Origin of the sequence: Pseudorhodoplanes sp. (assembly GCF_046289595.1) — a bacterium.
GTDB lineage: Bacteria > Pseudomonadota > Alphaproteobacteria > Rhizobiales > Xanthobacteraceae > Pseudorhodoplanes.
This window is the reverse complement of record NZ_JBKBVB010000041.1, coordinates 1-22,976: the sequence shown is the minus strand read 5'-3', so window position 1 is coordinate 22,976 and position 22,976 is coordinate 1. Positions and strand designations below refer to the sequence as shown.

Below are 22,976 nucleotides of genomic sequence, written 5' to 3'. Positions count from 1 at the left end.
TGCGTGTGCCCCGGAACGACGAACCGACGGAAAGTCTACGCCCCCGCCGGCTTCGTGCTCCGCCCCTTCCACCACGCACGCAGTTTCGCGAGCTTCGCCACCCGCCATTCGGCGCCGTTGGCGATCAGCATCAGCGCCGCCGGCGTCACGATCAGCGTCAGGATGGTGGCAAAGCCGAGCCCGAACACGATCGCGGTGGAAAGCGAAATCCACCATTGCGTCGCCGGCGCGCCCACCGTGACCTCGCGCAGGATGAAGTCGAGATTGACTCCGAACGCGATCGGCAGGACGCCGAGGATCGCGGTCACCGCGGTCAGCATCACCGGCCGTACACGCTCGCGGCAGGTTTCGAGAATGGCTTCATAGGCCGCCATGCCCTCGCGCCGCAACCGGTCGTAGGTATCGATCAGCACGATATTGTTGTTCACGATCACGCCGGCATTGGCGATGATGCCGATGCCGGTCATCACCACGCCGAATGGCTGGCCCATCACCATCAGCCCGATCAACACGCCGATGGTCGAGAGCACCACCGCGCTCAGCACCAGCACCACCGAGGTCAGCCGGTTGAACTGCGCCAAAAGGATTGCAAAGATCAGAAAGATCGCGGTGCCGAAAGCCTTCATCAGGAAGGCGCCGGCTTTCTCGCGCTCCTCGTCCTCGCCCTTCATGCGGAACAGAACGCCCGGCCCGAGATCGGTCTTGGCGAGTTCGGCGGCAATCTCCTGCTGCACTTTCGCGCTCTGGACGCCCTCGGCGACGTTGGACGAGACCGTGATCACGCGGTTGCCGGCGACGCGGTTGATATAGCCGACGCGCTGCACCGGAATCCGCTGCACGAAATTACCGATCGGCACCTGCCCGGACTGGGTCTGAATGCGCAATTCGTCGATCTGGTCGAGGCTTCTGCGGTCGTTCGGGAACCGCACCAGGATGTCGACCGCCTTGTCGCTGTCCGCCGGACGATATTCGGTGACCTTCACGCCGTTGGTGACGAGCTGGACGGCGGTGCCGACCGTGTTCGGTCCCGCCGCATATTTCGCAGCCTCGGCCTTGTCGACGTCGATCTTCCAGTCGATGCCGGGCAGCGGCAATCCATCGTCCAGATCGCGGATATCGGCGCGCTGCGCGAGGATGCCGGCGACTTTCTTCGCCGCCGCCGGAAGAACGTCGGGATTGAGCGCGCTGAGCTGCACCTGCACCGGCTTGCCGGTCGGCGGACCGGCGCGCGGCGCGGTCACCTCGACAAGAATGCCGGGAATGTCCGCGGTCTTGTCGCGGATCGCGTCCATGATCTTGTTGGCCGGATCGCGGCGCTGCCAGTCGGAGAACTCGAACTGGATGACGCCGATGGTATCCTCACTCAGCTCGGCCATGCCGCGCGGCTGTTCGCCGATACGGGTATAGACCGTGCTCAGGCCGTCAAATTGCAGCACCCGCTTCTCGACCTCGGTCAGGATGCGGTCCTTCTCGTCGAGCGAGATATTGCCGCGCGCATGCACGATCACCTGGCCGTAATCGGGCTCGACGCTCGGGAAAAATTCGACACCCTTGCCGATCTTGCCATAAAGCGCGATCACCGCGATCAGCAGCGCAAAGGCCGCCGCCAGCGTGCCGCCGGGATAGCGCAGCGCAAATTTCACGGTCCGCATATAGGGGCCGCGATCATTGGCGCGCTCGTCGAGCGGCACCGGCGACGCCTTGCCAAGCAAGGCGCCGAGCGTGGGCGTGAAGAACAGCGCGACGATCAGTGAGGCCGAGAGCGTCGCGATCAGCGTGATCGGCATGTATTTCATGAATTCGCCGACCACGCCCGGCCAGAACAGAAGCGGAGAGAACGCGGCAATGCGGGTGGCCGTCGCGGCCGTCACCGGCCCGGCCATGCGTTTGGCCGCGAGCGAATAGGCCTCCTTCGGCGGCATGCCTTCGGACATCCGCCGCTCCGCATATTCGGAGACGATGATGGCATCGTCGACCAGCATGCCGACCGCGAGAATCAGCGAGAACAGCACAACGATATTGATCGTCAGCCCGGCGAGCTGGAGCCCGAGCACGCCCGCGAGGAACGAAGCCGGGATCGCAATGCCGATGAACAGCGAGGCGCGGAAGCCAAGCGCGAACAGGATGATGACGGCGACCAGCAGCACGCCGGTTGCGACCGAATTCTGCAAATCCGCCAGCATCTGACGGATGACCTTGGATTTGTCCTGTGTGAATGTGACCTGGACCGAGGCGGGCCAGTTGCCCTTCATCTTCTCGACCGCGGCTTTGACGCCGTCCACGGTCTCGATCAGGTTCGCGCCGGTGCGTTTCGACACCTCGATGGTCATGGCTGAGCGGCCATTGACGCGGGTGATCGAGGTTGCATCCTTGAAGGTCGGCTTGACCAGCGCCACGTCGCCGACGGTGACCGCAGCGCCCTTGGTCGCGGCCACCGGCACTTTCAGCACGTCCCGGGGCTGCTCGATCAAGCCGGGGACTTTCACCGCGAAGCGGCCGGTATCGCCTTCCAGCGCACCCGCGGCGATCAGACTGTTGGACGCGTTGACGGTCGAGATCAGCTGGTCGAGCGAGACGCCATAGCTCTTGAGCAGCATCGGCTCGACAATGATCTCCACCGCCTCGTCGCGCGAACCGCGCAATTCGGCGGACAATACGCCCGGCACCTGCTCGATCACATTCTTGGCGTTGCGCGCGATGCGCAGCATCGAACGCTCCGGCATGTCGCCGGACAGCGCCACCACCAGCACCGGATAGAGCGAGAGATTGACTTCGGTCACCACCGGCTCGTCGGCGTCGCGCGGCAGATCGCGCTTGGCCTGATCGACCTTGGCGCGCACGTCGGCGAGTGCCGCCTTGGAATCGAAACCGGCCTCGAATTCCAGCAGCACATAGCCGCCGCCTTCATAGGCGGTGGAGCGCATCTCCTTGACGTTGCCGACCGACTTCAACTGCGTCTCGACCGGCCGCAGCAGCAGCCGCTCGGCATCTTCCGGCGAAATGCCGCGCTGGGTCAGCTGGGTATAGATGATCGGAATCTTGACGTCCGGCTCGGCCTCTTTCGGGATCGTGCGATAGGAGACGAAGCCCGCCACCAGCAGGAAGATCAGCGTGGCAATGGTCAGCCGGGAATGGCTGATGGCGTAGTCGATGAGCTTGAACATAAGAAGCCGATCCCTCAACCCCGTCATGGCCGGGCTTGACCCGGCCATCCATCATCTTTTGCAAAATGGATCACCGGGCCGCGGCGCTTCGCGCCTGCCCGGTGATGACCGTCACCGGGCCGAACCCACCGCCACTTCGGCGGGCACGGCGACCACCTGCTGACCTTCGCGCACGAAATCCTGGCCCTGCACGATGACGCGCGCGCCATCGGGAATTCCGGAGACCCACATGTGGCCCTGATCGTCCTCGACCACGCTGACCGGGACGAAATCCACCTTGGCGCCGCCATTCACCATGCGCACGCCGAGATCGCCGGACGAGGAGAAGGTCAGCGCAGAGCGCGGCACCCGCGACGCCGGCACCGGCGCCATCGGGATCGATACTTCCGCCGTGATCCCGTCGGGAATGGCGCCATCCGGATTCTTGATCTCGATATCGACCCGATAGGTCCGCGTGGTGTCGCTCGCGGAGGGCGCGATATAGCGGATGCGCCCTGTTGCCGTCTGTCCGGTCACGAGCCGAACCTCCGCCTCGTCTCCGACCTTGAGGCCACGCAACCGGCGCTCCGAGACTTCAACCACAGCAAGCATCGGATCGAGCGACACCATCTGGGCAACGGGCGCGCCCTGCATTGCCAGCGACGCGCCGCCGACTTCGGAATGGTTCGTGATAATGCCGTCCCACGGCGCACGCAGCACGCCGCGATCGCGCTCGGCGACCGCTGCCGCCAGCGCCGCCTCGGCCGACTTGTATTGCGCCTCGAGATTCACCGCTTCGAGCTTGGGCAGCGACCCCTGCTCGATCAGCTTGCGGCGCGCCTCCAGTTCGGTCTTCCGCTGATGATAGAGCGCGGTCGCCTGCGCGACCTGCGCTTCGCGCGCATCGTCGGACAGGACGGCGATCACATCGCCTTTCTTGACATGCATGCCGCGCCGGACCCGCATTTCCGTCAGCACGCCGCCGGTCCGCGCGGTAATCGTGACCTTCTTGTCGGCCTCCGTCCGTCCGGAAAGCACCAGCCGGCGCGCGTGGGGAGCGAGCTTGGTCTCGATCACCGCGACACGAAACAGCTTCGGCTCGGCGGTGTTGGGACGGATCGCGGCCCGGCTTTCGGAAGACTCGTGCGGCATCAGATGGCCCGAGGCGACCCAGGCCACCGCACCGACGACGATGCCGACAGCGGCGATACGACTTGCCTTCATCTCGTCTCTCCCGCGAGGGCCGCGCGCGCGAGGTCCGCGTTTCGCCCAAGATCTCCGTTTTTGCCCTTGCCACGTTGCAGCAGCATGTATTTCGTGACATCGAAGAACATCGGCAGCACCGCTTCGGCGTCGAAATTTGGATCCACGGCTCTGCGCCACCACACGCCGTCGGCGATGATCATCAGCATCTCTACTGCGGCACCGATATCGGCATCGCGCGAAATGTCGCCGCGCGCCTGCGCCGCATGCAGCATGGTGATGAGACGGTCCTTTACGTCGGCGTCGAAGTCGTTCATGATCTTCGCGATCGTCGGATTGCGCCGGCTCTCCGACATGATCTCCGCGCACAGCCCGACTTCCTCCGCCGTGCGCTCGACGAAGTGGTGGCGGGCCAGTGCGGCAAAGGTCGAGAAGAAATCCGCGGTGAATTGCGTATCGGCCAGTTGCGCCGCAACTTCGGCGCGGTCGCGCTCGGCGATCCCGGCGATGATCGCCTCCTTCGAGGGAAAATATCGGTAGAGGTTGCCGGGGCTCATGCCGGCCTCGGCGCAGATCTGCTGCATCGAGGTCTGGTGAAATCCGGTCCGGGCGAAGCATCGACGCGCCGCATCGAGGATCTCCGAGCGGCGGTCGGAATGAAGCTGCACGTTGGCCTGGCGCACCTGTCCCCTGCCCTCCGGTCATCTCGCACTATTGCGGTGCACATAAAACGAATGAACGTTCGCTCTACTTGTCCCCCGAAATCAGGCGAGTCAATGGCCGGGCGGGGTCCGTCGACGCGAAATTTCCTGATGAGCAACGGAAATCAGACCGATGGGTACCGCCAGATGCGGCGGAGCTCAGCCAATGGCCGAGTTTCTACCGTGGCGAGCATCGGTTCGGATTCCGGATCGGCGGGTTCCGCCATGATTGCGTCGCGGCGGCTTGGTTACAGTCTGGCCGGCGCGAAAATGTCCGCACGGGGACGGGAGACAAAGCGATGACTAGTAGAATCCTGGGCGCGGCGATGCTCACGGTCGCGGCGATGAGCCCCGGCGTGGCTGCTGAGCTGCCGCTTAAAGAAGTGGTCCTGTCGAATTCAGGTCTGGCCCAGTTCACTTTTGGGGGGCCGGTCTCCGGCAATTCCACGATCGCGTTGCCGGTCCGCCTCGATCAGGTCGACGACATCTTGAAAAGCCTGACCGTGTTTGACCGGGCCGGCGCGGTCGGCACCGTCAGCCTGCCGGGCAAGACACCGCTGCCGGAACTGTTTCGCGATCTGCCATTCGGCCCCGAGGCGCTGAACTCCTCGCCCGACCTCCTCAATGCGCTGACCGGAAGCGAAATCGAGATCGCAGGTCCGGTGACCGCGAAAGGCCGCGTCTTCCGCGTGGTCCGCGAACAGGTCGCATTGCCGAGTAATGGCGGCACCACCACGCGGCATCGCCTGACCCTGATGACGCCCGCAGGCCTCACCCAGGCGATCCTCGAAGAAGTGACCGAGCTGCGCTTCACCGACCCGCAGACCCGCGCGCAGATCGAGCGGCTGCTTCAGGGCCTGATCGAGAACCGCGCCAAGGACCGGCGCACGCTGTCGATCGGTTTTCTCGGCGAGGGCACGCGCGATGTCGCGATCAGCTATGTGGTTGCAGCGCCCGTCTGGAAGACCGCATATCGCATCGTGCTGCCCAAAGATGGCAGCACGGACGCCAAGGCACCCGTGAAGGCGCGGCTGCAGGGCTGGGCGGTGATCGAGAATCTGACCGGGGGCGACTGGAAGGATGTCGAGCTGACGCTGGTGTCCGGCAATCCGGTGGCGCTGCGGCAACCGCTTTATACCGCGCTGTTCGCAAACCGGCCTGAAGTGCCGGTCGCGACCGGCACGCCGGTCGTGCCGCGCATCAACGATGTGCAGGAAAAGGCGGTACCATCTTCCGCACCACAGGCGCAGCTTCGCGCCGATCAGATCGCGGGCACGCTTGCTGCCCAAAGACTGACACGCTCGGTGCCGGCGATCGCCGCGCCATCGCCGGTCGCACCCGCATCCGCCGGACCGGCCGCAACGCCGGCGAATCCTGCCGCGGCCGAGGAAGCCGCGACGCAATTGCTGTACCGCTTCCCGGCCAAGCTCTCGCTCGCGACCGGGCACACCATGATGGTGCCGTTCACCGACCGCGAAATCCCGGTCGAGCGTATCTGGCTCTTTCAGCCCGACATCGTGCCCAATCGGCCGCTGGCTGCGGTGCGGCTGAAGAACGATGGCGACACTGCGCTGCCGGCCGGACTCGTCACCGCATTCGAAAACACGGCGGATGGCGGCACCAATTTCGTCGGCGACGCCTTGCTGCCGCTGACGCCGAAGGACGCGACGCGGCTCGCGACCTTCGCCGTCGATACCCGGACCGCGATCCGGCGCGACGACAGGGGCGTCGTCCAGACCTCGCTCGGCAAGGCGCTGAATGGCACGCTGACGGTGCAGACGCAGTCCCGCCGCACGGTCGATTACGAAGTCACCGCACCGCCTGACCAAGACCGCATCATCGTCGTCGAAGAAGAGCGCGTTCCGGGCTGGGCGCCCGCTGCCGATGTGAAAGGCGTCGAGGAAACGCCGACCCGCTACCGGCACACCATCACCGCGCCGAAAGGCCAGACGACGAAGGCGCGTTTCGTCACCGAGCGGCTCGACCGCGAAAGCATCGTGCTGACCGAACTCGACGTCGAGGACATGCTGGTCCGGATTCGCGGGCTGGAAAACGAGACCCCGGCACTGAAGGCAACGATCGGCCGGCTCACGACGTTGATCGAGGAGATGAACAAGGCGCGCGCGCAGAAGGGCCAGATCGAACACGAGCGCGACAGGATTGTGCAGGATCAGCAGCGCGTACGCAGCAACCTGCAATCGGTCGGCGCGAACTCCGATCTGGGCCGCCGTTATCTGGCGACGCTGAAGACGCAGGAGGATCGGCTGGCCGAGATCGGCGCGGCGGAAGCAAAGCTGGACAAGGAGATCGAGGCAAAGGTGAAGGCCGCGGAAGACGCGGTGCGGCAGCTGACGTTGTAGCCGGATCTTTGCGGGGGCGGGCGAGCTGATGTCTACGCCCGCGCCCGCATCTCGTCCACCGCCGCCAGCACGCGGTCCGGCGTGGTCGGCGCGTCGATCACAGGCGCGAGCCTGTAATCCGACAGCGACGAGATCGCGTCGCGCACCGCGAGCCACACCGACAGCGCCAGCATCAGTGGCGGCTCTCCCACCGCCTTGGAGCGGAAGATCGTGTCCTCGCGGTTCGGCGCATTCTGCAGGATGCGCGCGTTGAACACCGGCGGCACGTCGCGGCTGCCGGGAATTTTGTAGGTCGAAGGCCCGTGCGTGCGCAGATGGCCCTTTGCATCCCAGACCAGCTCTTCGGTGGTGAGCCAGCCCATGCCCTGCACGAAGGCGCCCTCGATCTGTCCGAGGTCGATGGCCGGATTGAGCGAGGCGCCGCAATCCTGCAGAAGCTCGGCGCGCAGGCACCGCATTTCGCCGGTCAGTGTGTCGATCGCGACCTCGGCGGCGGCGACGCCGTACGTAAAGTAATAGAACGGCCGGCCGCTGCTGGTGGTGAAGTCCCAGTGGATTTTCGGCGTGCGGTAGAAGCCGGTCGCCGACAGCGATACCCGCTTCTCCCATGACAACGCCGCAAGCTCGGCAAACGACATCGAGCGGTTGCCGGCATAGATGCGGTTCGACGAGAACACGATCTCGCCCTTGGGCACGTTGAATTGTTCGGCCGCGACATCGGCCATCCGGTCCTTGATCTGCTCGGCGGCATTCTTTGCCGCCATGCCATTGAGATCGGAACCGGACGAGGCCGCGGTCGGCGACGTGTTCGGCACCTTGCCGGTCGTGGTCGCGGTGATCTTGATATTGTCGATGTCGATCTGGAACGTCTCAGCCACCACCTGCGCGACCTTGATGAACAGCCCCTGCCCCATCTCGGTGCCGCCGTGGTTCAGCGTCACGCTGCCGTCCGTATAGACATGGACCAGTGCACCGGCCTGGTTGAGCGCGGGCCGGTTGAACGAGATGCCGAACTTCACCGGCATGGTGGCGAGGCCCTTCTTCACGATCGGGCTCGTCCTGTTGAATGCTACGACACTCTCGCGCCAGCCTTGCAGATCGACGGTGCGGTCAAATTCGTCCATCACCTGTTCGATAATGTTATCCTCGACCGTCATGCCGTAGGGCGTGACGTTGTTGCGGCCGTGGCCGTAGAAATTCCGCCTGCGCACTTCGTCCAGCGATTTGCCGAGATAACGCGCGACCGTGTCGAGGATCGTCTCGATCGCGAACATGCCCTGCGGTCCGCCATAGCCGCGAAACGCCGTGTTCGAGACGGTGTTGGTCTTGCACGGCAGACCGCGGAAGCGAAGCGCCGGCAGCCAGTAGCAATTGTCTGAATGGCACAGCGCGCGCGTCAGCACCGCGGGCGTATGGTCGGCGACGTGTCCGCCGTTCGCGGCAAGCAGCAGATCGAGCCCGAGCACCGCGCCCTCATCGTCGAAACCGACCTCGTAGCGATAATAGAACGGGTGCCGCTTGCCCGTGGCGCGCATGTCGTCGTCGCGCGGCAGCCGCAGCTTCACCGGCCTGCGCGTCTTCCAGGCGAGCAGCGCGGCAATGCCTGCAATGATGGTCGGCTGGCTTTCCTTGCCGCCGAAGCCGCCGCCCATGCGGCGCACCTCCACCGTCACCGCATTGAACGGAATGCCAAGCACATGCGCGACACCGTGCTGCACCTCGGTCGGATGCTGGGTCGACGAGAACACGTGAACATCGCGATTGTTTTCGCCGGGCGTTGCCAGCGCGATCTGGCCTTCGAGATAGAAGTGATCCTGCCCGCCGCAACGGAATTCTCCCTTCAGACGGTGTGGCGCAGACGCAAGCGCTGCATCGACATCGCCGCGAACCATGGTCTGGACCGGCGCCAGATACATCTCCTTCGCCACCGCTTCTTCGACCGTCAGCACGGCCGGCAGCACCTCGTAATCGACCTTGACGAGCTTCGCCGCGGCGCGCGCCTGATCGAGGGTCGCCGCAGCGACGGCAGCCACGATCTGGCCCTCGTGTTCGACAAGGCCGGCCGCAAGCAGCGGTTCGTCGGTGCGAATGGGTGCGATGTCGTTCTTGCCTGGAATGTCCGCCGCGGTGACGACCGCAGCCACTCCCTCCGCGGCAAGCGCCGTCGACACATCGATCGACTTGATGCGCCCGTGCGGATGCGGCGAGAGCACCAGCGCGGTTTCGAGCGAGCCCGGCACCATCGGGATGTCGTCGAGATAGAGCGCCTGGCCATTGGTGTGGCCGGCAGCGCTGTCATGCCTGACCGAGGCATGCACACCGCCGCGGATTCGGGACAGAGGTGCGTTCATAGCTGCCACACTCCGGTTTGCTCACCGCCTGTTGTCTCGATCTGCAGCCGCCGGATCAGGTTTGCGGCCGCGCGCAGGCGATAGGCGTCGGTGCCGCGATGATCGGTCATCGGCTGGAAATCCTGCGCAATCAACGAGTCGATGTCGCGCAGGCTTTCGGCCGTCCATGGTTTGCCGTTGAGTGCGGCCTCGACATGCCTCGCGCGCGCCGTGGTCGCGGCCATGCCGCCATAGGCCGCGCGCAGTTCCGCGACCTTGCCGCCCTCGACGCGCAGGCGATAGGCGCCGATCACGGTCGAAATATCCTGGTCGAAGCGCTTCGACAATTTATAGACGGTGAAGCCCGTTCCGGGCTTGAGCAGCGGAATCTCGATCGCCGCGATTATTTCGTCTTTCTCCATCGCGGTCTTGCGATAGCCGGTGATGAACCCGTCGGCCTTCACGCCGCGCGCGCCGCGTCTGGAACGAAGCATGATGGTGGCGTCGAGCGCCATCAGACACGGAATGGTGTCTCCGATCGGCGAAGCATTGGCGATGTTGGCGGCGAGCGTTCCAATATTGCGGATCTGACGCGAGCCAATACGTCGGACGAGAGCGGCAAAGGACGGAAAATGTTTGTCGAGCGCAGGCAACGCGCGCGTATAGGTCACGCTGCCGCCGATGATGAGCTTGCGTTGGTCGTCCGATATTGTGCGAAGCTCGCTGACCCACTGGGTCGAGATCACGACCGGAAACGCTTCGCGATCCTTCGACACGCGGATACCGAGATCGGTGCCGCCGCCCAACACAAAGGCGTCGGGATATTTCGCTTTCGCCTCCACAAGCTCGCCGATGCTGCGCGGCGCCAGATAAAGCTGCGCGCCCTGCCGGTATTCGCGCGCCGCTTCGCCAGCCTGCTCGGCCAGTCCGCAGCCCGGCGGATCGGCGCGCATGGCCTTGCAGGCCTCGACGATCGGGCGATAGCCGGTGCAGCGGCACAGATTGCCGGCCAGCGCCTCATGGATGGTCTCGTCGTCGCGCGGCTCGCCGCCTTGCGCGAAGGCGAACATCGCCATCGCAAAGCCAGGCGTGCAGAAACCGCATTGGGTGGCGTCGGCCTCGATCAGGCTCTGCTGCACCGAGTGCAGCGTGCCATCGGGCTGAGCGAGACCTTCCACCGTCATGACCGGCAGCCCGTCGACCTGCGGCACCAGCACGAGACAGGAATTGACAGCGCGCCAGGCCATGCATCCGTCGTCCTGCGGCAGACCGACAACTACGGTGCAGGCTCCGCAATCGCCCTCGGCACAGCCTTCCTTGGTGCCGGTCAGGCGCGCCTTGAGCCGCAGATAATCCAGAAGGGTCATGGTGGGGGACACCCGGTCCTCGACCACGGTCCGGCCATTCAGTTGGAAACAAAGCGCCGACATGCGGGAAGGGCTCACCGATTTTGTAAAGCTTCCGCCGGACAGCGTAGCGGCGTCGGCCCGCATTGTCCCGCCTTTCTCCAAGCCATTCCGGTTGGGCCAAGACCAGCAACCAGCGGCCCGCAGCCAGCCCGCAACCCGGCAACCAAGCCGCGCGATATTCACGATGCGCAGACGTCCTATGCCTCGGCGTACGGACTGATGGCGGGCATGCCTCCAGCAGCCTACGACTAACGTCGAACAAAGACCCATCGAGGCTGTGGTGGAGCACCGATAGCGTCAACCTTCCGCCAAAGAGTGCGATCAGACCGCTATCGCGTCCGTTGGCTTGATCAAGAAATCGGCACATTCGTCCGTGCTGAATTGGGTATCGTTAACGTCGCCGATCCGGCCCGCGGCCGATCCGGTTCGTTGAGCTCCCACACGTTGGTTCCGACGATCGGTTGGGCATCGCCGGTGCGCTTTGCTATCGCGTCCGCGACTGCGCATTCCTTCGCAGCTTTCATTGACCGCAAGAATGGCCGCCGATAGTGTCCGCGCCGACGCGAAAGCGAGCGTGAAAGACCAAGAGGTTTCAGGAGGATAGTCCATGAATAGAAGAACATTTGGAATCGCCGCATTGGCTGCGACCGCGCTGTTTGCGGGCGCCGCGCATGCGCAACAGGGCCCGATCAAGATCGGCCTGATCATGCCGTATTCCGGCCAGTTCGCCGACGCGGCGGCGCAGATGGACAATGCCATCAAGCTGTTCGTCAAGCAGAACGGCGACACCGTCGCCGGCCGCAAGGTCGAGTTCATCCGCAAGGATGTCGGCGGCATCGCCCCCGATGTCGCCAAGCGGCTCGCGCAGGAACTCGTGGTGCGCGACGGTGTCGACATTCTCGCCGGCTTCGTGCTCACCCCGAATGCGATGGCCGCGGGCGACGTCTCCGAGCAGGCCAAGAAGTTCATGGTGGTGATGAATGCCGCCACCTCCATCGTCACCACCAAATCGCCCTTCATGGTGCGGACTTCACTGACCACCCCGCAGGTGAACGAGGCGCTCGGCCAATGGGCCGCGACCAAGGGCGGTGTGAAGAAGGCTTATACGATGCATTCCGATTACGGCCCCGGCATCGACGCCGAGGCCGGCTTCTCCCGCGCCTTCAAGGAGGCTGGCGGCGAAGTCATCGGCACGGTGAAGATGGCGGTCGCCAATCCCGACTTCTCGGCCTATGTGCAGCGCGCCAAGGATCTCAATCCGGAAGGCATTTATGTTTTCGTTCCGGGCGGCGCACAGCCGGCCGCCTTCGGCAAGGCGCTGGCCGAGCGCGGCATCGACCCGCGCAAGGTCAAGGTCATGGGCCAAGGCGAAATCACCGACGACAGCGCACTGAAATCGATGGGCGACGCTGCGCTCGGCATCATCACCGCCTTCCACTATGACCCGGCGCACAAATCGGACAAGAACGCAGCCTTCGTGAAGGCCTATAATGCGGAATATGGCCGCAATCCGGACTTCTTCTCGATTGGCGGCTGGGACGGCATGCAGCTGATCTACGACGTGCTGAAGAAGACCGGCGGCAAGACCGACGCGCAGGCGATGGTCGATGCGGCCAAGGGCATGGCCTGGGAAAGCCCGCGCGGCCCGATCTCCATCGATCCGGAGACCCGCGACATTATCCAGAACGTCTATATCCGCCGTGTCGAGAAGGTCGACGGCAAGCTGCAGAATGTCGAGATCGACCGGATCGAAAATGTAAAGGATCCGGTCAAGGCGCGGATGAAGAAGTAACCGGGGTTCACGCGCCAGGATCATCCAGCGCCCGGGGCTCCGCTCCGGGCGTTGGCTTGCGGGGCGTCATTTCAACGAGTACAGCATTCGCCCGCGCTCAAGAGGGAGCGGAACCGGTATCTCGTGTAAGGGGACGACGTTGGGGCCTATCATCGGCGTTCTGTTCGACGGCTTTGCCTATGGCATGCTGTTGTTTCTTTTGTCGGTCGGGCTGTCGGTCACGCTCGGCATGATGAATTTCGTCAACCTCGCGCATTGCGCCTTCGCGATGCTTGGCGGTTACGTGACGGTTACGCTGGTCAACACGTTCGGCTGGCCATTTCTGGCAACGCTGCCGATGGCGTTTCTTGCGGCTGCAGCCGTCAGCGTCGTGCTTGAACGAACGCTCTATCGCAGGCTCTATCGCGCCAGCGAGCTCGATCAGGTGCTGCTCACCATCGGGCTTGCCTTCATGTCGATTGCGACGGCGGCCTATATCTTCGGCACCATCCTGCAGCCGGCGGCGACGCCCGCCTTCCTGCGCGGCTCGGTGCAGTATTTCGGCATCAATTTCGGCGTCTACCGTATCTTTCTGATCGCGGTCGGCCTTGCCGTCACACTGCTTCTGGTGCTGACGCTGGAATATACCCGGTTCGGCCAGCAGGTCCGTGCCGCGGTCGATAATCAGCGCATGGCGCGCGGGCTTGGAATCAATGTCGACGGCACCTTCGCGGTCGCCTTCGCGCTCGGCTCGGGGCTTGCCGGCCTCGGCGGCGCGCTCGCGATCGAGATTGTGGGGCTCGATCCCTCCTTTGCGCTGATCTACCTCGTCTATGTGCTGATCGTTGTGTCGGTCGGCGGCCTCGGCTCGATCTGGGGCTCGTTCGTCGCCGCCGTCCTGATCGGCGTCAGCGACATTGCCGGCAAGTACTACGTGCCGCAGATCGGCGCCTTCATGATCTATCTCGTTATGATCGTTCTCTTGATGTGGCGGCCGCAGGGCCTGTTCGGCAAGCGTTGAGTCCCATGAGTACGCCATCACTCACACCCTACGATTACATGCGGGCGCAGGCGCGCTGGCATCCGCTGGAATATGTGTTCTGGCTCGCCACCATCCTGCCGTTCTTCCTGTTTCCGAACTACCTGTCGCTCGCCAGCCAGATCGCGATCACCGCGCTGTTCGCGCTCTCGCTCGATTTGATCCTGGGTTATGCCGGCATCGTTTCGCTCGGGCATGCAGCCTATTTCGGTATCGGTGCCTATACCGCGGGGATCATTTCCAAATACGGCTTTGGCGATCCGATCTTCGGCCTTTTTGCCGCTGCACTGCTGACCGGCCTGTTCGGCTATGCGACGAGCTTCATGATTTCCCGCATCAAGCATCTGGCGCTGATCATGGTCACGCTGGGCTTGGGCTTTCTGGTCCATGAAGTCGCCAATGCCGCGCACTGGCTGACCGGCGGCGCCGACGGGTTGCAGGGCATCCGCATCGGCAAGCTGCTCGGCATCTACGAATTCGACCTGTGGGGCCGCACCGCCTACACTTATTCGCTGATCGTGCTGTTCCTCATCTTTCTTGTGGTGCGCCGTCTGACCAACTCGCCGTTCGGTCTCGCCCTTCGCGGCATCCGCGAGAATTCGGTGCGCATGCCGGCGATCGGCGCGCCGTCGGATGCGCATATCCGCAAGGTCTACACCATGTCCGCCGCCATCGCCGGCATCGCCGGGGCACTGCTTGCGCAGACCACGTCGACGGTCTCGCTCGGCGCGATCGACTTCCAGCGCTCTGCCGACGTGCTGGTGATGCTGGTGCTCGGCGGCGCCGGCATGCTTTATGGCGGGCTGATCGGTGCGATCATCTTCCTCGTCGCGCGCGACCAGTTCTCCGGCATCAACCCGCAATTCTGGTATTTCTGGATCGGCCTGTTGCTGGTGATGGTGGTGATGGTGCTGCCGAACGGCATCCTCGGCGGCCTGTCCCAGCTTTACCGCGCCTTGATGGGACGGCGCAGCACATGACCGCACCCGCTCTCTCCACGCGCGGCGTCAACAAGAGCTTCGGCCAGCTCCAGGTTGCGCGCGACATCTCCATCGCCATCCCGAAAGGCGAACGTTACGCGCTGATCGGCCCGAACGGCGCCGGCAAGACCACCCTGATCAACCTGATGACCGGCATGATCAAGCCGGATTCCGGCCAGATCCTGCTCGGCGGCGAGGACGTCACGGCGCTGCATCCGGATGAGCGGGTCAAGCGCGGCCTGGTTCGCACCTTCCAGATCAACACGCTGTTTCCCAACCTGTCGGCGCTGGAAGCGGTGACGCTTGCGATCTGCGAGCGCACGGGCGATGCAGGAACCTGGTGGAAGGCGCTGCCTTCCTATCGCGAGAATGCAGAAGAGGCGTACACCATCCTGAAGTCGCTGCGCCTCGGTGATCACGCCTATCGTACCACCCGCGAACTGGCCTACGGCCAGCAGCGCCTCCTCGAGATCGCGCTGGCGCTGGCGACACGCCCGCAGGTTCTGCTGCTCGACGAGCCGGCCGCCGGCGTGCCGCCTGAGGAAAGTTCGGAACTGTTCTCGGTGATCGCCGACCTGTCGCAGGACATTACGGTCCTGTTCATCGAGCATGACATGAATGTGGTATTCCGCTTCGCCAGCCGCATCATTGTGATGGTCGGCGGGGCGATCCTGCTGGAAGGCACGCCGAAGGAAATCTCAACCGATCCACGCGTGCGCGAAGTCTATCTCGGAGGCGCGCATCATGCCTGATACGCTCCTCTCGCTCCAAGGCGTGCGCGCCGGCTATGGCGACGCCGTGGTGTTGAGCGACATTTCGTTCGATCTCGCCGACAAGGGAAGCCTCGCAGTGCTGGGAAGGAACGGCGTCGGCAAGTCGACGCTTCTCCTCACCATCATGGGTTTCACGCGCATGACGCGCGGTACGATCCACTGGCGCGGCGAGGACATTACCCGCCTTGCGCCCTACAAGCGCGCCCGCGCCGGCATTGGCTGGGTCGCACAGGAGCGCGAGATTTTCCCCTCGCTGACGGTCGCCGAAAACCTCACCGTCACCGCGCGCCCCGGGCACTGGACCATCGAGCGCATCTACGATCTGCTGCCGCGGCTGAAGGAGCGGCGCGGCAACAAGGGCAACCAGCTCTCCGGCGGTGAGCAGCAGATGCTGGCGCTCGCGCGCGCGCTGATGACCAATCCGCAGCTCCTCTTGCTCGACGAGCCGTTCGAGGGCCTCGCGCCGATCATCGTCGAGGAGCTGACTGCGGCAATCCGCAAGATGCTGACCGAGCAGGGCACCGCCTTCGTACTGGTCGAGCAGCATGCCGAGATTGCCTTGTCGCTGACCAAGGATGCCATCGTGCTGGAGCGCGGCAACGTCGTGCACCGCGCGCCGTCTGCAGAGCTGATCAAAGACGAGGCGACGCTGGAGCGGCTCATCGGGCTGAAGGTGTCTTGACCTTTGTCATTGCAGGGCGCGCGCAAAGCGCGCGAACCCCGAATGCAGACTCAAGAGCGGAGTGTGCGGCTCTGGATTTCGGGTTCGCCGGCTCCGGCGGCGCCCCCGAATGACCCACATCACATCACACTCACCGTCGCTTCCTCGTAGCGCCTCTTGCCGAGATCGCCGCCCTCGAAGATATCGCGGTCGGCGATCCAGTCGCGCGACACGTTGAAGGTCTCCTCGGTATAGGGCTCGAACACGATGCGCTCGCCCGGACCCCAGCGGCGCGTATCCATCACGCCGTGCCAGCGTACCGGGAATTCCTTCGTGTAGTAATGCGTATAGAGCTCCGGGCGGAGATCCAGGTCGCGCTGCGCGCGCTTCAGCGCAGTGAAATATTTGCGCAGGTCTTCGGGATCGGGGTCGCCGTGGATCATGTTGGCGATCATGAAGGTGTTGTCCATGATCTTCCGGAAGCCGAGCTGCTCGGCGAGATAATACGGTCCCGAGAACAGCGTCGCCGCCGGAATCTTGCCGTCGAGCAGAAGCTCCATGCGCTTGAACAGCATGCCGTCGTTGAACGACAGCTTGATCCGCTCGCGCGGCATGTAGCTTTCCAGCGCCTGGATCGATGCGTAATGCGAGCCGGACTGGAAGCCGACCGAGATCGGCACATCGGCGAGGTCGGCCGGCGATTTGATCGGTGAATCAGGCGCAACGAAAATCCCCGAAGGCGCCACCGAATAAACATCGCGGTTGAGCCGCCCATGGCCGGAAGCGGCCGCGACATTCACCGTCCAGTGGCAGGCGCAGCTCACGTCCGATTTGCGGCCTTCCTCGAAGGACTGGTAGGCGCCGACCTTGTTGCCCTTGTCGTGAATCTTACCGTCGGTCGACTGCACCAGTTCGCGGAAGATGTAGTCGAGCCCCTCGTCCTTGAAATAGCCCTTCTCCTCCGCAATCCATTCCTGCAGACGGAAATGCGGCTCGATGATGAATTTGTGATTGGTCGCCATTTGCGTTTCTCCCGTTTTGCCTTTGTGGTCGTTTCAGTCACGTCTCAAGTCAGCAGCAGCCCTCGTCGCCATGTGCGCGGTCGCGTTCGGAAACGCGCCGCGCGCGGATCATCTTGACGTGGTCGTCCATCAGCTTGCGCGCGCCGGCGCCATCGCGCATCTCGATCAGCGCGGCGAGTTCCTTGTGCACCGCCAGCACCCGGCGCGACACGTCCGGCGTCAACGTGCGGTTATGCGATGGCCACGAGATGTGATTGAGAGAGAGAAACTGCACCACCAGCACGCGGTTATGCGAGGCTTCGGCAATCGCGAGATGGAAGTCGCGGCAGGAGCGGGTATAGGCATCGCCGTCGTCGATGATCGCTTCCGCCTCGCTAAGCAGCCGGCGCAGCCGCGCATGGTCGGCGGGCGTTGCGTGCTCGGCGGCCAGTTCGGCAGCCAGCGTCTCGATGGCGCGCTGGGCATCCATGACCTCGGCGGCCGTGACACCGGTCAGATCGAGCTGCACCGCAAGCGCCTCGGCGAACAGGCGCGGATTGCCGCGCGCCACCCGCGCCCCGCCGCCCTTGCCCATGCGGATTTCGGCGATGCCCAGCGCCTGCAGCGTGCGCAACGCATCGCGAGCCACGATCCGGCTCACCCCATAGCGCGCGGCGAGGTCCTTCTCGGTGCCGATCGGATCGCCGGATTTCAGCCGCTTCTCGGTCAGCGCATCGCGCACATCGGCGACGATCTGCGCCGACAGCGAGCCGGAGCGGCCAGCCACGAACGGCTCTCCGGCACGGGCGATGAGCGTGGTCTGCGTGTTCATGGCTGGGCTCAGCCTTTCCGTCTCGCGGGCCAAGACTAGGTCGGATTATAAAGTTAGTAAAGATAGTATCTTATAGGCAAACGATCCTCGGGGCGACCCTCCGTTTTTTCAACGACGCCGGCTCAACCCCGCTTCGGCAGCTTTGGCGGCGGCGCCAGCCCGGCCATGCCCGTCGCGGTGAACTTCAGGTCCAGCGTCTTCCAGTCGGCATATTTGCCCGGCGGCAGCTTGTAGGGGTAGCAGCCCTGGAGCGCGTTCATGGCGATCCCGACCAGCATCGGGCCGCGTTCCGAGGCCGGCGCCTGCAGCAACACAGGCGCGCCGGCAAGCTGCCCGTTCGGACCGAACGAGACCCGCAGCACCACCTCCAGCCCGATCATCCCGGGAATGCCAACCGGCAGCTTCCAGCATTTCTGGATCTGCGCACGCAGCGAGGCGATCTCATCCGGCGTGAGCTTCGATTTTCCTTCGCCCGCCGGGCCGCCCTGCGGCATATCGGGCGTTTCAGGCCTGACCGCCCGTTTCAGCTCGGGCGGGGACGCGTCGGCGCGCCCGGCATCGGCGGAGGCATCGAGACTGCCTGCCGATGGCTGGCTTTGCGCGGGGGCTTGCGGCTTTTGCTGCACCGGCTCGGGCGGTTTGCGTTCGGCCTGCTTCGGCGCTTCCGGCGGCTTCTCCGGCTCGTCCCGCTTCGGCTCAAGCTCCTCCGGCTCGACCAGGTCCACGTCGATCGTCTGCAGCATAGACGGCGGCAGGATGCGGCGCTCCGCCAGCACGATCGCACCGAAAAAGCCGAGATGCAGGAGCAGCGATGCCGCAAGGATCGCGGTGCTGATGCTCACGCGGTTCAACAGCCAAGGCAAGGCGGCGGCTCCGGTTTTGCGGCCGCGCTCAGCACAGCCGCTCGCCGGGCGTGAGTCAAAGGCCTTCTTCAGTCCGGGATGACCGCTGTGGTCTCGATTTCGAGCAGGGCTTCCTTTTCCACCAGCGACGTGACCTGCACCAGCGCCATGGCGCCGAAATTCTTGCCCATCACATCGCGATAGGCCTTGCCGAGCTCCGGCAAAGAGTTCCGGTAGGCGTCGATGTCGGTGACATACCATGTCATACGCACGACATGCTCAGGCCGCGCGCCGCCTTCCTTCAGAACGGCGACGATATTTTCCAGAAGCTGTCGGGTCTGGGCGACGAAACCTTGCGGAAATTTTCCGTCCTTGTCCCATCCGACCATGCCGCCGACAAAGATCATCTCGCCGCGCGCCTTGACGCCGTTGGCATAGCCCTTCGGCTGCGGCCAGCCGGCCGGATTGAGGATGGTGTTGGTCGCGGGCTTAGCGGCGATGTCCGGCACGGGAGGTCTCCTGATTGCATTTCCTTGGTCATGGCAGGGCATAGCCGTTCGAAGAACGGCGTTGCTTCACTCGTCTATCCCCGGCTATCCATCAAACGAAATCAATGGTTGCGCGGGTCAAGCCCGCGCATGACCATCGACAATCAAGACGCCATCTTCTCCGCATCCGCCTCGGCAATCTTGCGCAGCTCGAAACGCTGCAGCTTGCCGGTCTGGGTGCGCGGAAGCGACGCGACATACTCGATCGCACGCGGATATTTGTAGGGTGCGACCGTATTCTTCACATAGTCCTGCAAAGTCTTGGTCAGCGCCGCATCACCGCTATGGCCAGCCCGCAGCACGATATAGGCCTTGACGATGTGGCCGCGTTCCGGATCGGGCGCGCCGACCACACCGCATTCGGCGACCGCCGGATGCGCCAGCAGCACCTCTTCGACTTCGGGGCCGGCGATGTTGTAGCCCGACGAGATGATCATGTCGTCGGAGCGCGCCTGGTACCAGAAATAGCCGTCGGCATCCTGCACGTAAGTATCGCCCGGAAAATTCCAGCCATGTTGCACATACTTGGTCTGGCGCGGATCGTCGAGATAGCGGCAGCCGGTCGGACCCTTGACCGCAAGGCGGCCGATGGTGCCGCGCGGCACCTCGTTGTAATTGTCGTCCACGACCTTGGCGACATAGCCCGGCACCGGCTGTCCGGTGGAACCGCCGCGAACTTGCCCCTCCGGCGAGCCGATGAAGATATGCATCATCTCGGTGCCGCCGATGCCGTCGAGAATGGTGATGCCTGTGGCCTTCTTCCACGCCTCGAACGTGGCTTTCGGCAGGGCTTCGCCGGCCGACACGCATTTGCGCAAGGACGAAATGTCGTGCTTGCCGACATGCGGCGTGACCGCGCGGTAGGCGGTCGGCGCCGTGAACACCACCGTTGCCTTGTACTTCTCGATGGCTGGAAGCAACTCGTCCGGCGTCAGCTTTTCGAGCTGGATCGTGGTGGCGCCGATGCGGAACGGGAACAGCACATGCCCGCCAAGTCCGAAGGTGAAGGCGAGCGGCGCCGAGCCGATGAAGCGATCGTCGGGGGAGGCCTGCAGCACATATTTGCCGTAGGAGTCGCAGGGCGCCAGCATGTCGCGGTGGAAATGCATGGTGCCTTTTGGCTCGCCCGTCGTCCCCGACGTGAAGGCGATCAGGCAGACATCGTCGATCGCCGTGTCGCAGGCGGTGAAGTTCTCGTAGCCCGGCTTGTTCATCAGGGCTTCAAGCTCGCCGCCCTCTCCCCAATAGACAGCGCGCTCGAGTTCGGGCGCGAGCGCCTTGGTTTTCTCCATCTCGTCGCCGAGCTTCCTGTCGCACAGCGCGAGTTTGATCTTGGCTTTTTTGACCGTGTAGGAGAGCTCCTTGGCGCGCAAGAGCGGCATGGTCGCGACCGTCACGCCGCCCGCCTTCATCACTGCGAGATAGGCCGCAATCATCGTCGGATTATTGGCGGAGCGCAGCAGCACGCGATTGCCCGGCACGAAACCGAGATCGCGGGTGAGCACATTGGCAATACGGTTAATGCGCTCGGCAAGCTGCGCATAGGTCAGCGTCTCGTTCGGCGACACGATCGCCGTCCGATCGCCCTGCCCGGACGTCACCCATTTGTCGACGAACTCGGTCACGCAGTTCAGCCGGTCCGGATATTGCAGCTCCGGCAGCGTGAACAGGAATTCCGGCCACTGATCCTGCGGCGGGAGATTGTCCCGCGCGAAGGTGTCGGTATGTCCCGAGCGGATCATGATCTGATACTCCGTGTCTGCCCCGGCGCGTTCTGGTTCGTCACATGTTCGCGGCCTTGGCGGCCGCATGAGTCTTCAAGGCTTCGCGCGCGATCACGACCTTCTGCACCTCGGTCGCGCCCTCATAGATGCGTAATGCGCGGATCTCGCGATACAATTCCTCGACCTTCACGCCCTTGGTGACGCCCTGGCCGCCGAACAGCTGTACCGCGCGGTCGATGACGCGCTGCGCGGCCTCGGTCGCATGCATCTTGGCCATCGCGGCTTCGCTCGTGACGCGGGCCGCACCGTTATCCTTGGTCCAGGCCGAGCGGTAAACGAGGAGCGCGGAGGTATCGACATCGGTGATGGAATCGGCGAGCGCGCCTTGCGTCAGCTGCAGGTCGCCGAGCGGCGCGCCGAACAATTTGCGGGTGGCGGCGCGCTCGGTCATTTCGTGCAAGGCACGCCGCGCAAAGCCCAGCGCCGCGGCGCCCACGGTCGAGCGGAAAATGTCGAGCGTTGCCATCGCGACCTTGAAGCCCTCGCCCGGCGCGCCGAGACGGTTGGTCACCGGGATGCGGACATTGTCGAATTTCAGCGTCGCCAGCGGATGCGGCGCGATCACCTCGATCCGCTCTTCGATCGACAGGCCCGGCGCGTCGGCATCGACCATGAAGGCGGAAAGCCCCCGCGCGCCGGGGGCCTCGCCGGTGCGGGCGAACACGACATAGTGGTCCGCGATGCCGCCGTTCGATATCCAGGTCTTGCGGCCGTCGAGCCGCACATGCGTATTGCCGTCCGGCACCGCCGTCATCGCCATCGCCGCGACGTCGGAGCCCGCTTCCGGCTCGGACAGTGCGAAGGCCGCAATCGCCTGGCCCTTGCCGACCTTAGGCAAGTAGCGCCGCTTCAAGTCCGGCGAGCCATAAAGCGTGATCGAGCCGGTGCCGAGCCCTTGCATGGCGAAGGCGAAATCGGCGAGCCCGTCGTGGAAGCCGAGAATCTCGCGCGCGAGGCAAAGCGTGCGTACGTCGAATTGCGGATACATGCCGCCATATTCGGCCGGCACCGTCGGGGTCAGAAAGCCCGCCTCGCCCAGCGCCTTGACGCGGGCGCGGCAGGCCTCGTCCACATCGTCATGCGGCAGCGTGTGCAGATGGTCCGCGGCCCAGCTGTTCAGCCGCTCGGCAAAGTCGCGGTGCCCATCGTTGAAGAAAGGCCAGCGGAGAGTTTCGGCGAGGCTCATCTAGGTGCCCTCGAACACAGGCTTTTGCTTGTTGGCGAAGGCATGAAAGGCGCGCTTGAAGTCTTCGGTCTCCATGCACAGCGCCTGCGCGACGGCTTCGGCCTCGATCGATTGCTCGACCGACATCGCCCACTCCATCTCGAGCATGCGTTTGGTCATGCCGTTGGCGAAGGTCGGCCCGGCGCAGAGTTCGTTGGCGAGCGCCGTCGCATCGGCCAGCACATTTTCCGGCGGTGACAGGCGATTGAAGAAGCCGAAGCGTTCCGCTTCCTCGCCGCCCATGACGCGGCCGGTATAGAGCAGCTCGGCGGCGCGGCCCTGCCCGATGATGCGCGGCAGGATCGCACAGGCGCCCATGTCGCAGCCAGCAAGCCCAACGCGATTGAACAGGAACGCGACCTTCGCCTTCGGTG

At 64.3% G+C, this 22,976-nt stretch carries 18 protein-coding genes; 6 read left to right on the top strand and 12 right to left on the bottom strand.

The window, feature by feature from the left end; genetic code table 11:
• Positions 1-35: 35 nt before the first annotated feature.
• The 3 genes from ACK41X_RS10815 to ACK41X_RS10805 all read right to left on the bottom strand — a co-directional run bounded on the left by ACK41X_RS10815 (position 36) and on the right by ACK41X_RS10805 (position 5,029).
• Positions 36-3,164: an efflux RND transporter permease subunit gene (locus tag ACK41X_RS10815; RefSeq protein ID WP_409722564.1), complete on the bottom strand. Its 3,129-nt coding sequence runs from the start codon at positions 3,162-3,164 to the stop codon at positions 36-38.
• A 111-nt stretch (positions 3,165-3,275) separates the two neighbouring features.
• The gene (locus ACK41X_RS10810) at positions 3,276-4,367 is read right to left on the bottom strand and encodes an efflux RND transporter periplasmic adaptor subunit (protein WP_409722562.1); all 1,092 of its coding nucleotides are present in this window, start codon (positions 4,365-4,367) and stop codon (positions 3,276-3,278) included.
• The gene (locus ACK41X_RS10805) at positions 4,364-5,029 is read right to left on the bottom strand and encodes a TetR/AcrR family transcriptional regulator (protein WP_409722559.1); all 666 of its coding nucleotides are present in this window, start codon (positions 5,027-5,029) and stop codon (positions 4,364-4,366) included. The genes ACK41X_RS10810 and ACK41X_RS10805 overlap by 4 nt, the downstream gene beginning before the upstream one ends.
• Before the next feature lie 317 nt (positions 5,030-5,346).
• Between ACK41X_RS10805 and ACK41X_RS10800 the strand changes: the two genes are divergently transcribed.
• The gene (locus ACK41X_RS10800) at positions 5,347-7,407 is read left to right on the top strand and encodes a hypothetical protein (protein ID WP_409722557.1); all 2,061 of its coding nucleotides are present in this window, start codon (positions 5,347-5,349) and stop codon (positions 7,405-7,407) included.
• A gap of 32 nt (positions 7,408-7,439) precedes the next feature.
• Here the strand turns inward: ACK41X_RS10800 and xdhB are convergent, their stop codons facing one another.
• Both xdhB and xdhA read right to left on the bottom strand, forming a co-directional pair.
• The gene (gene xdhB / locus ACK41X_RS10795) at positions 7,440-9,758 is read right to left on the bottom strand and encodes a xanthine dehydrogenase molybdopterin binding subunit (protein WP_409722554.1); all 2,319 of its coding nucleotides are present in this window, start codon (positions 9,756-9,758) and stop codon (positions 7,440-7,442) included.
• Complete coding sequence (xdhA, locus tag ACK41X_RS10790) at positions 9,755-11,167, bottom strand: xanthine dehydrogenase small subunit (RefSeq protein ID WP_409722551.1); 1,413 nt, start codon at positions 11,165-11,167, stop codon at positions 9,755-9,757. Before xdhA ends, xdhB begins: the two co-directional genes overlap by 4 nt.
• Positions 11,168-11,753: 586 nt before the next feature.
• Between xdhA and ACK41X_RS10785 the strand changes: the two genes are divergently transcribed.
• From ACK41X_RS10785 to ACK41X_RS10765, 5 genes are all read left to right on the top strand, one after another.
• Positions 11,754-12,938 carry an ABC transporter substrate-binding protein gene (locus tag ACK41X_RS10785; protein ID WP_409722548.1) on the top strand — a complete coding sequence of 395 codons (1,185 nt, stop codon included), beginning with the start codon at positions 11,754-11,756 and terminating at the stop codon, positions 12,936-12,938.
• A gap of 139 nt (positions 12,939-13,077) precedes the next feature.
• Complete coding sequence (locus ACK41X_RS10780; protein WP_409722545.1) at positions 13,078-13,938, top strand: branched-chain amino acid ABC transporter permease; 861 nt, start codon at positions 13,078-13,080, stop codon at positions 13,936-13,938.
• Between the two features lie 5 nt (positions 13,939-13,943).
• Entirely contained in the window at positions 13,944-14,936 is a 993-nt protein-coding gene (locus ACK41X_RS10775; RefSeq protein ID WP_409722542.1) for a branched-chain amino acid ABC transporter permease, read from the top strand.
• On the top strand, positions 14,933-15,688 hold the full coding sequence (locus ACK41X_RS10770) for an ABC transporter ATP-binding protein (RefSeq protein WP_409722540.1): 756 nt from the start codon (positions 14,933-14,935) through the stop codon (positions 15,686-15,688). Before ACK41X_RS10775 ends, ACK41X_RS10770 begins: the two co-directional genes overlap by 4 nt.
• Positions 15,681-16,391: an ABC transporter ATP-binding protein gene (locus tag ACK41X_RS10765; RefSeq protein WP_409722537.1), complete on the top strand. Its 711-nt coding sequence runs from the start codon at positions 15,681-15,683 to the stop codon at positions 16,389-16,391. The genes ACK41X_RS10770 and ACK41X_RS10765 overlap by 8 nt, the downstream gene beginning before the upstream one ends.
• A 119-nt stretch (positions 16,392-16,510) precedes the next feature.
• Here ACK41X_RS10765 and ACK41X_RS10760 read toward each other — a convergent pair whose 3' ends face one another.
• From ACK41X_RS10760 to ACK41X_RS10730, 7 genes are all read right to left on the bottom strand, one after another.
• Entirely contained in the window at positions 16,511-17,392 is an 882-nt protein-coding gene (locus ACK41X_RS10760; RefSeq protein ID WP_409722535.1) for an ABC transporter substrate-binding protein, read from the bottom strand.
• 49 nt (positions 17,393-17,441) lie between these two features.
• Positions 17,442-18,203: a FadR/GntR family transcriptional regulator gene (locus tag ACK41X_RS10755; RefSeq protein ID WP_409722533.1), complete on the bottom strand. Its 762-nt coding sequence runs from the start codon at positions 18,201-18,203 to the stop codon at positions 17,442-17,444.
• Between the two features lie 122 nt (positions 18,204-18,325).
• Entirely contained in the window at positions 18,326-19,045 is a 720-nt protein-coding gene (locus tag ACK41X_RS10750) for a hypothetical protein (protein ID WP_409722530.1), read from the bottom strand.
• Positions 19,046-19,134: 89 nt separating this feature from the next.
• Positions 19,135-19,596, bottom strand: a complete 462-nt coding sequence (locus tag ACK41X_RS10745; protein WP_409722527.1) for a RidA family protein — start codon at positions 19,594-19,596, stop codon at positions 19,135-19,137.
• A 101-nt stretch (positions 19,597-19,697) separates the two neighbouring features.
• Positions 19,698-21,335 carry a benzoate-CoA ligase family protein gene (locus ACK41X_RS10740; RefSeq protein WP_409722525.1) on the bottom strand — a complete coding sequence of 546 codons (1,638 nt, stop codon included), beginning with the start codon at positions 21,333-21,335 and terminating at the stop codon, positions 19,698-19,700.
• Between the two features lie 40 nt (positions 21,336-21,375).
• Positions 21,376-22,563, bottom strand: a complete 1,188-nt coding sequence (locus ACK41X_RS10735) for an acyl-CoA dehydrogenase family protein (RefSeq protein ID WP_409722523.1) — start codon at positions 22,561-22,563, stop codon at positions 21,376-21,378.
• Positions 22,564-22,976: enoyl-CoA hydratase-related protein (locus tag ACK41X_RS10730; protein ID WP_409722520.1), on the bottom strand; the 413-nt coding region annotated here is incomplete at its 5' end.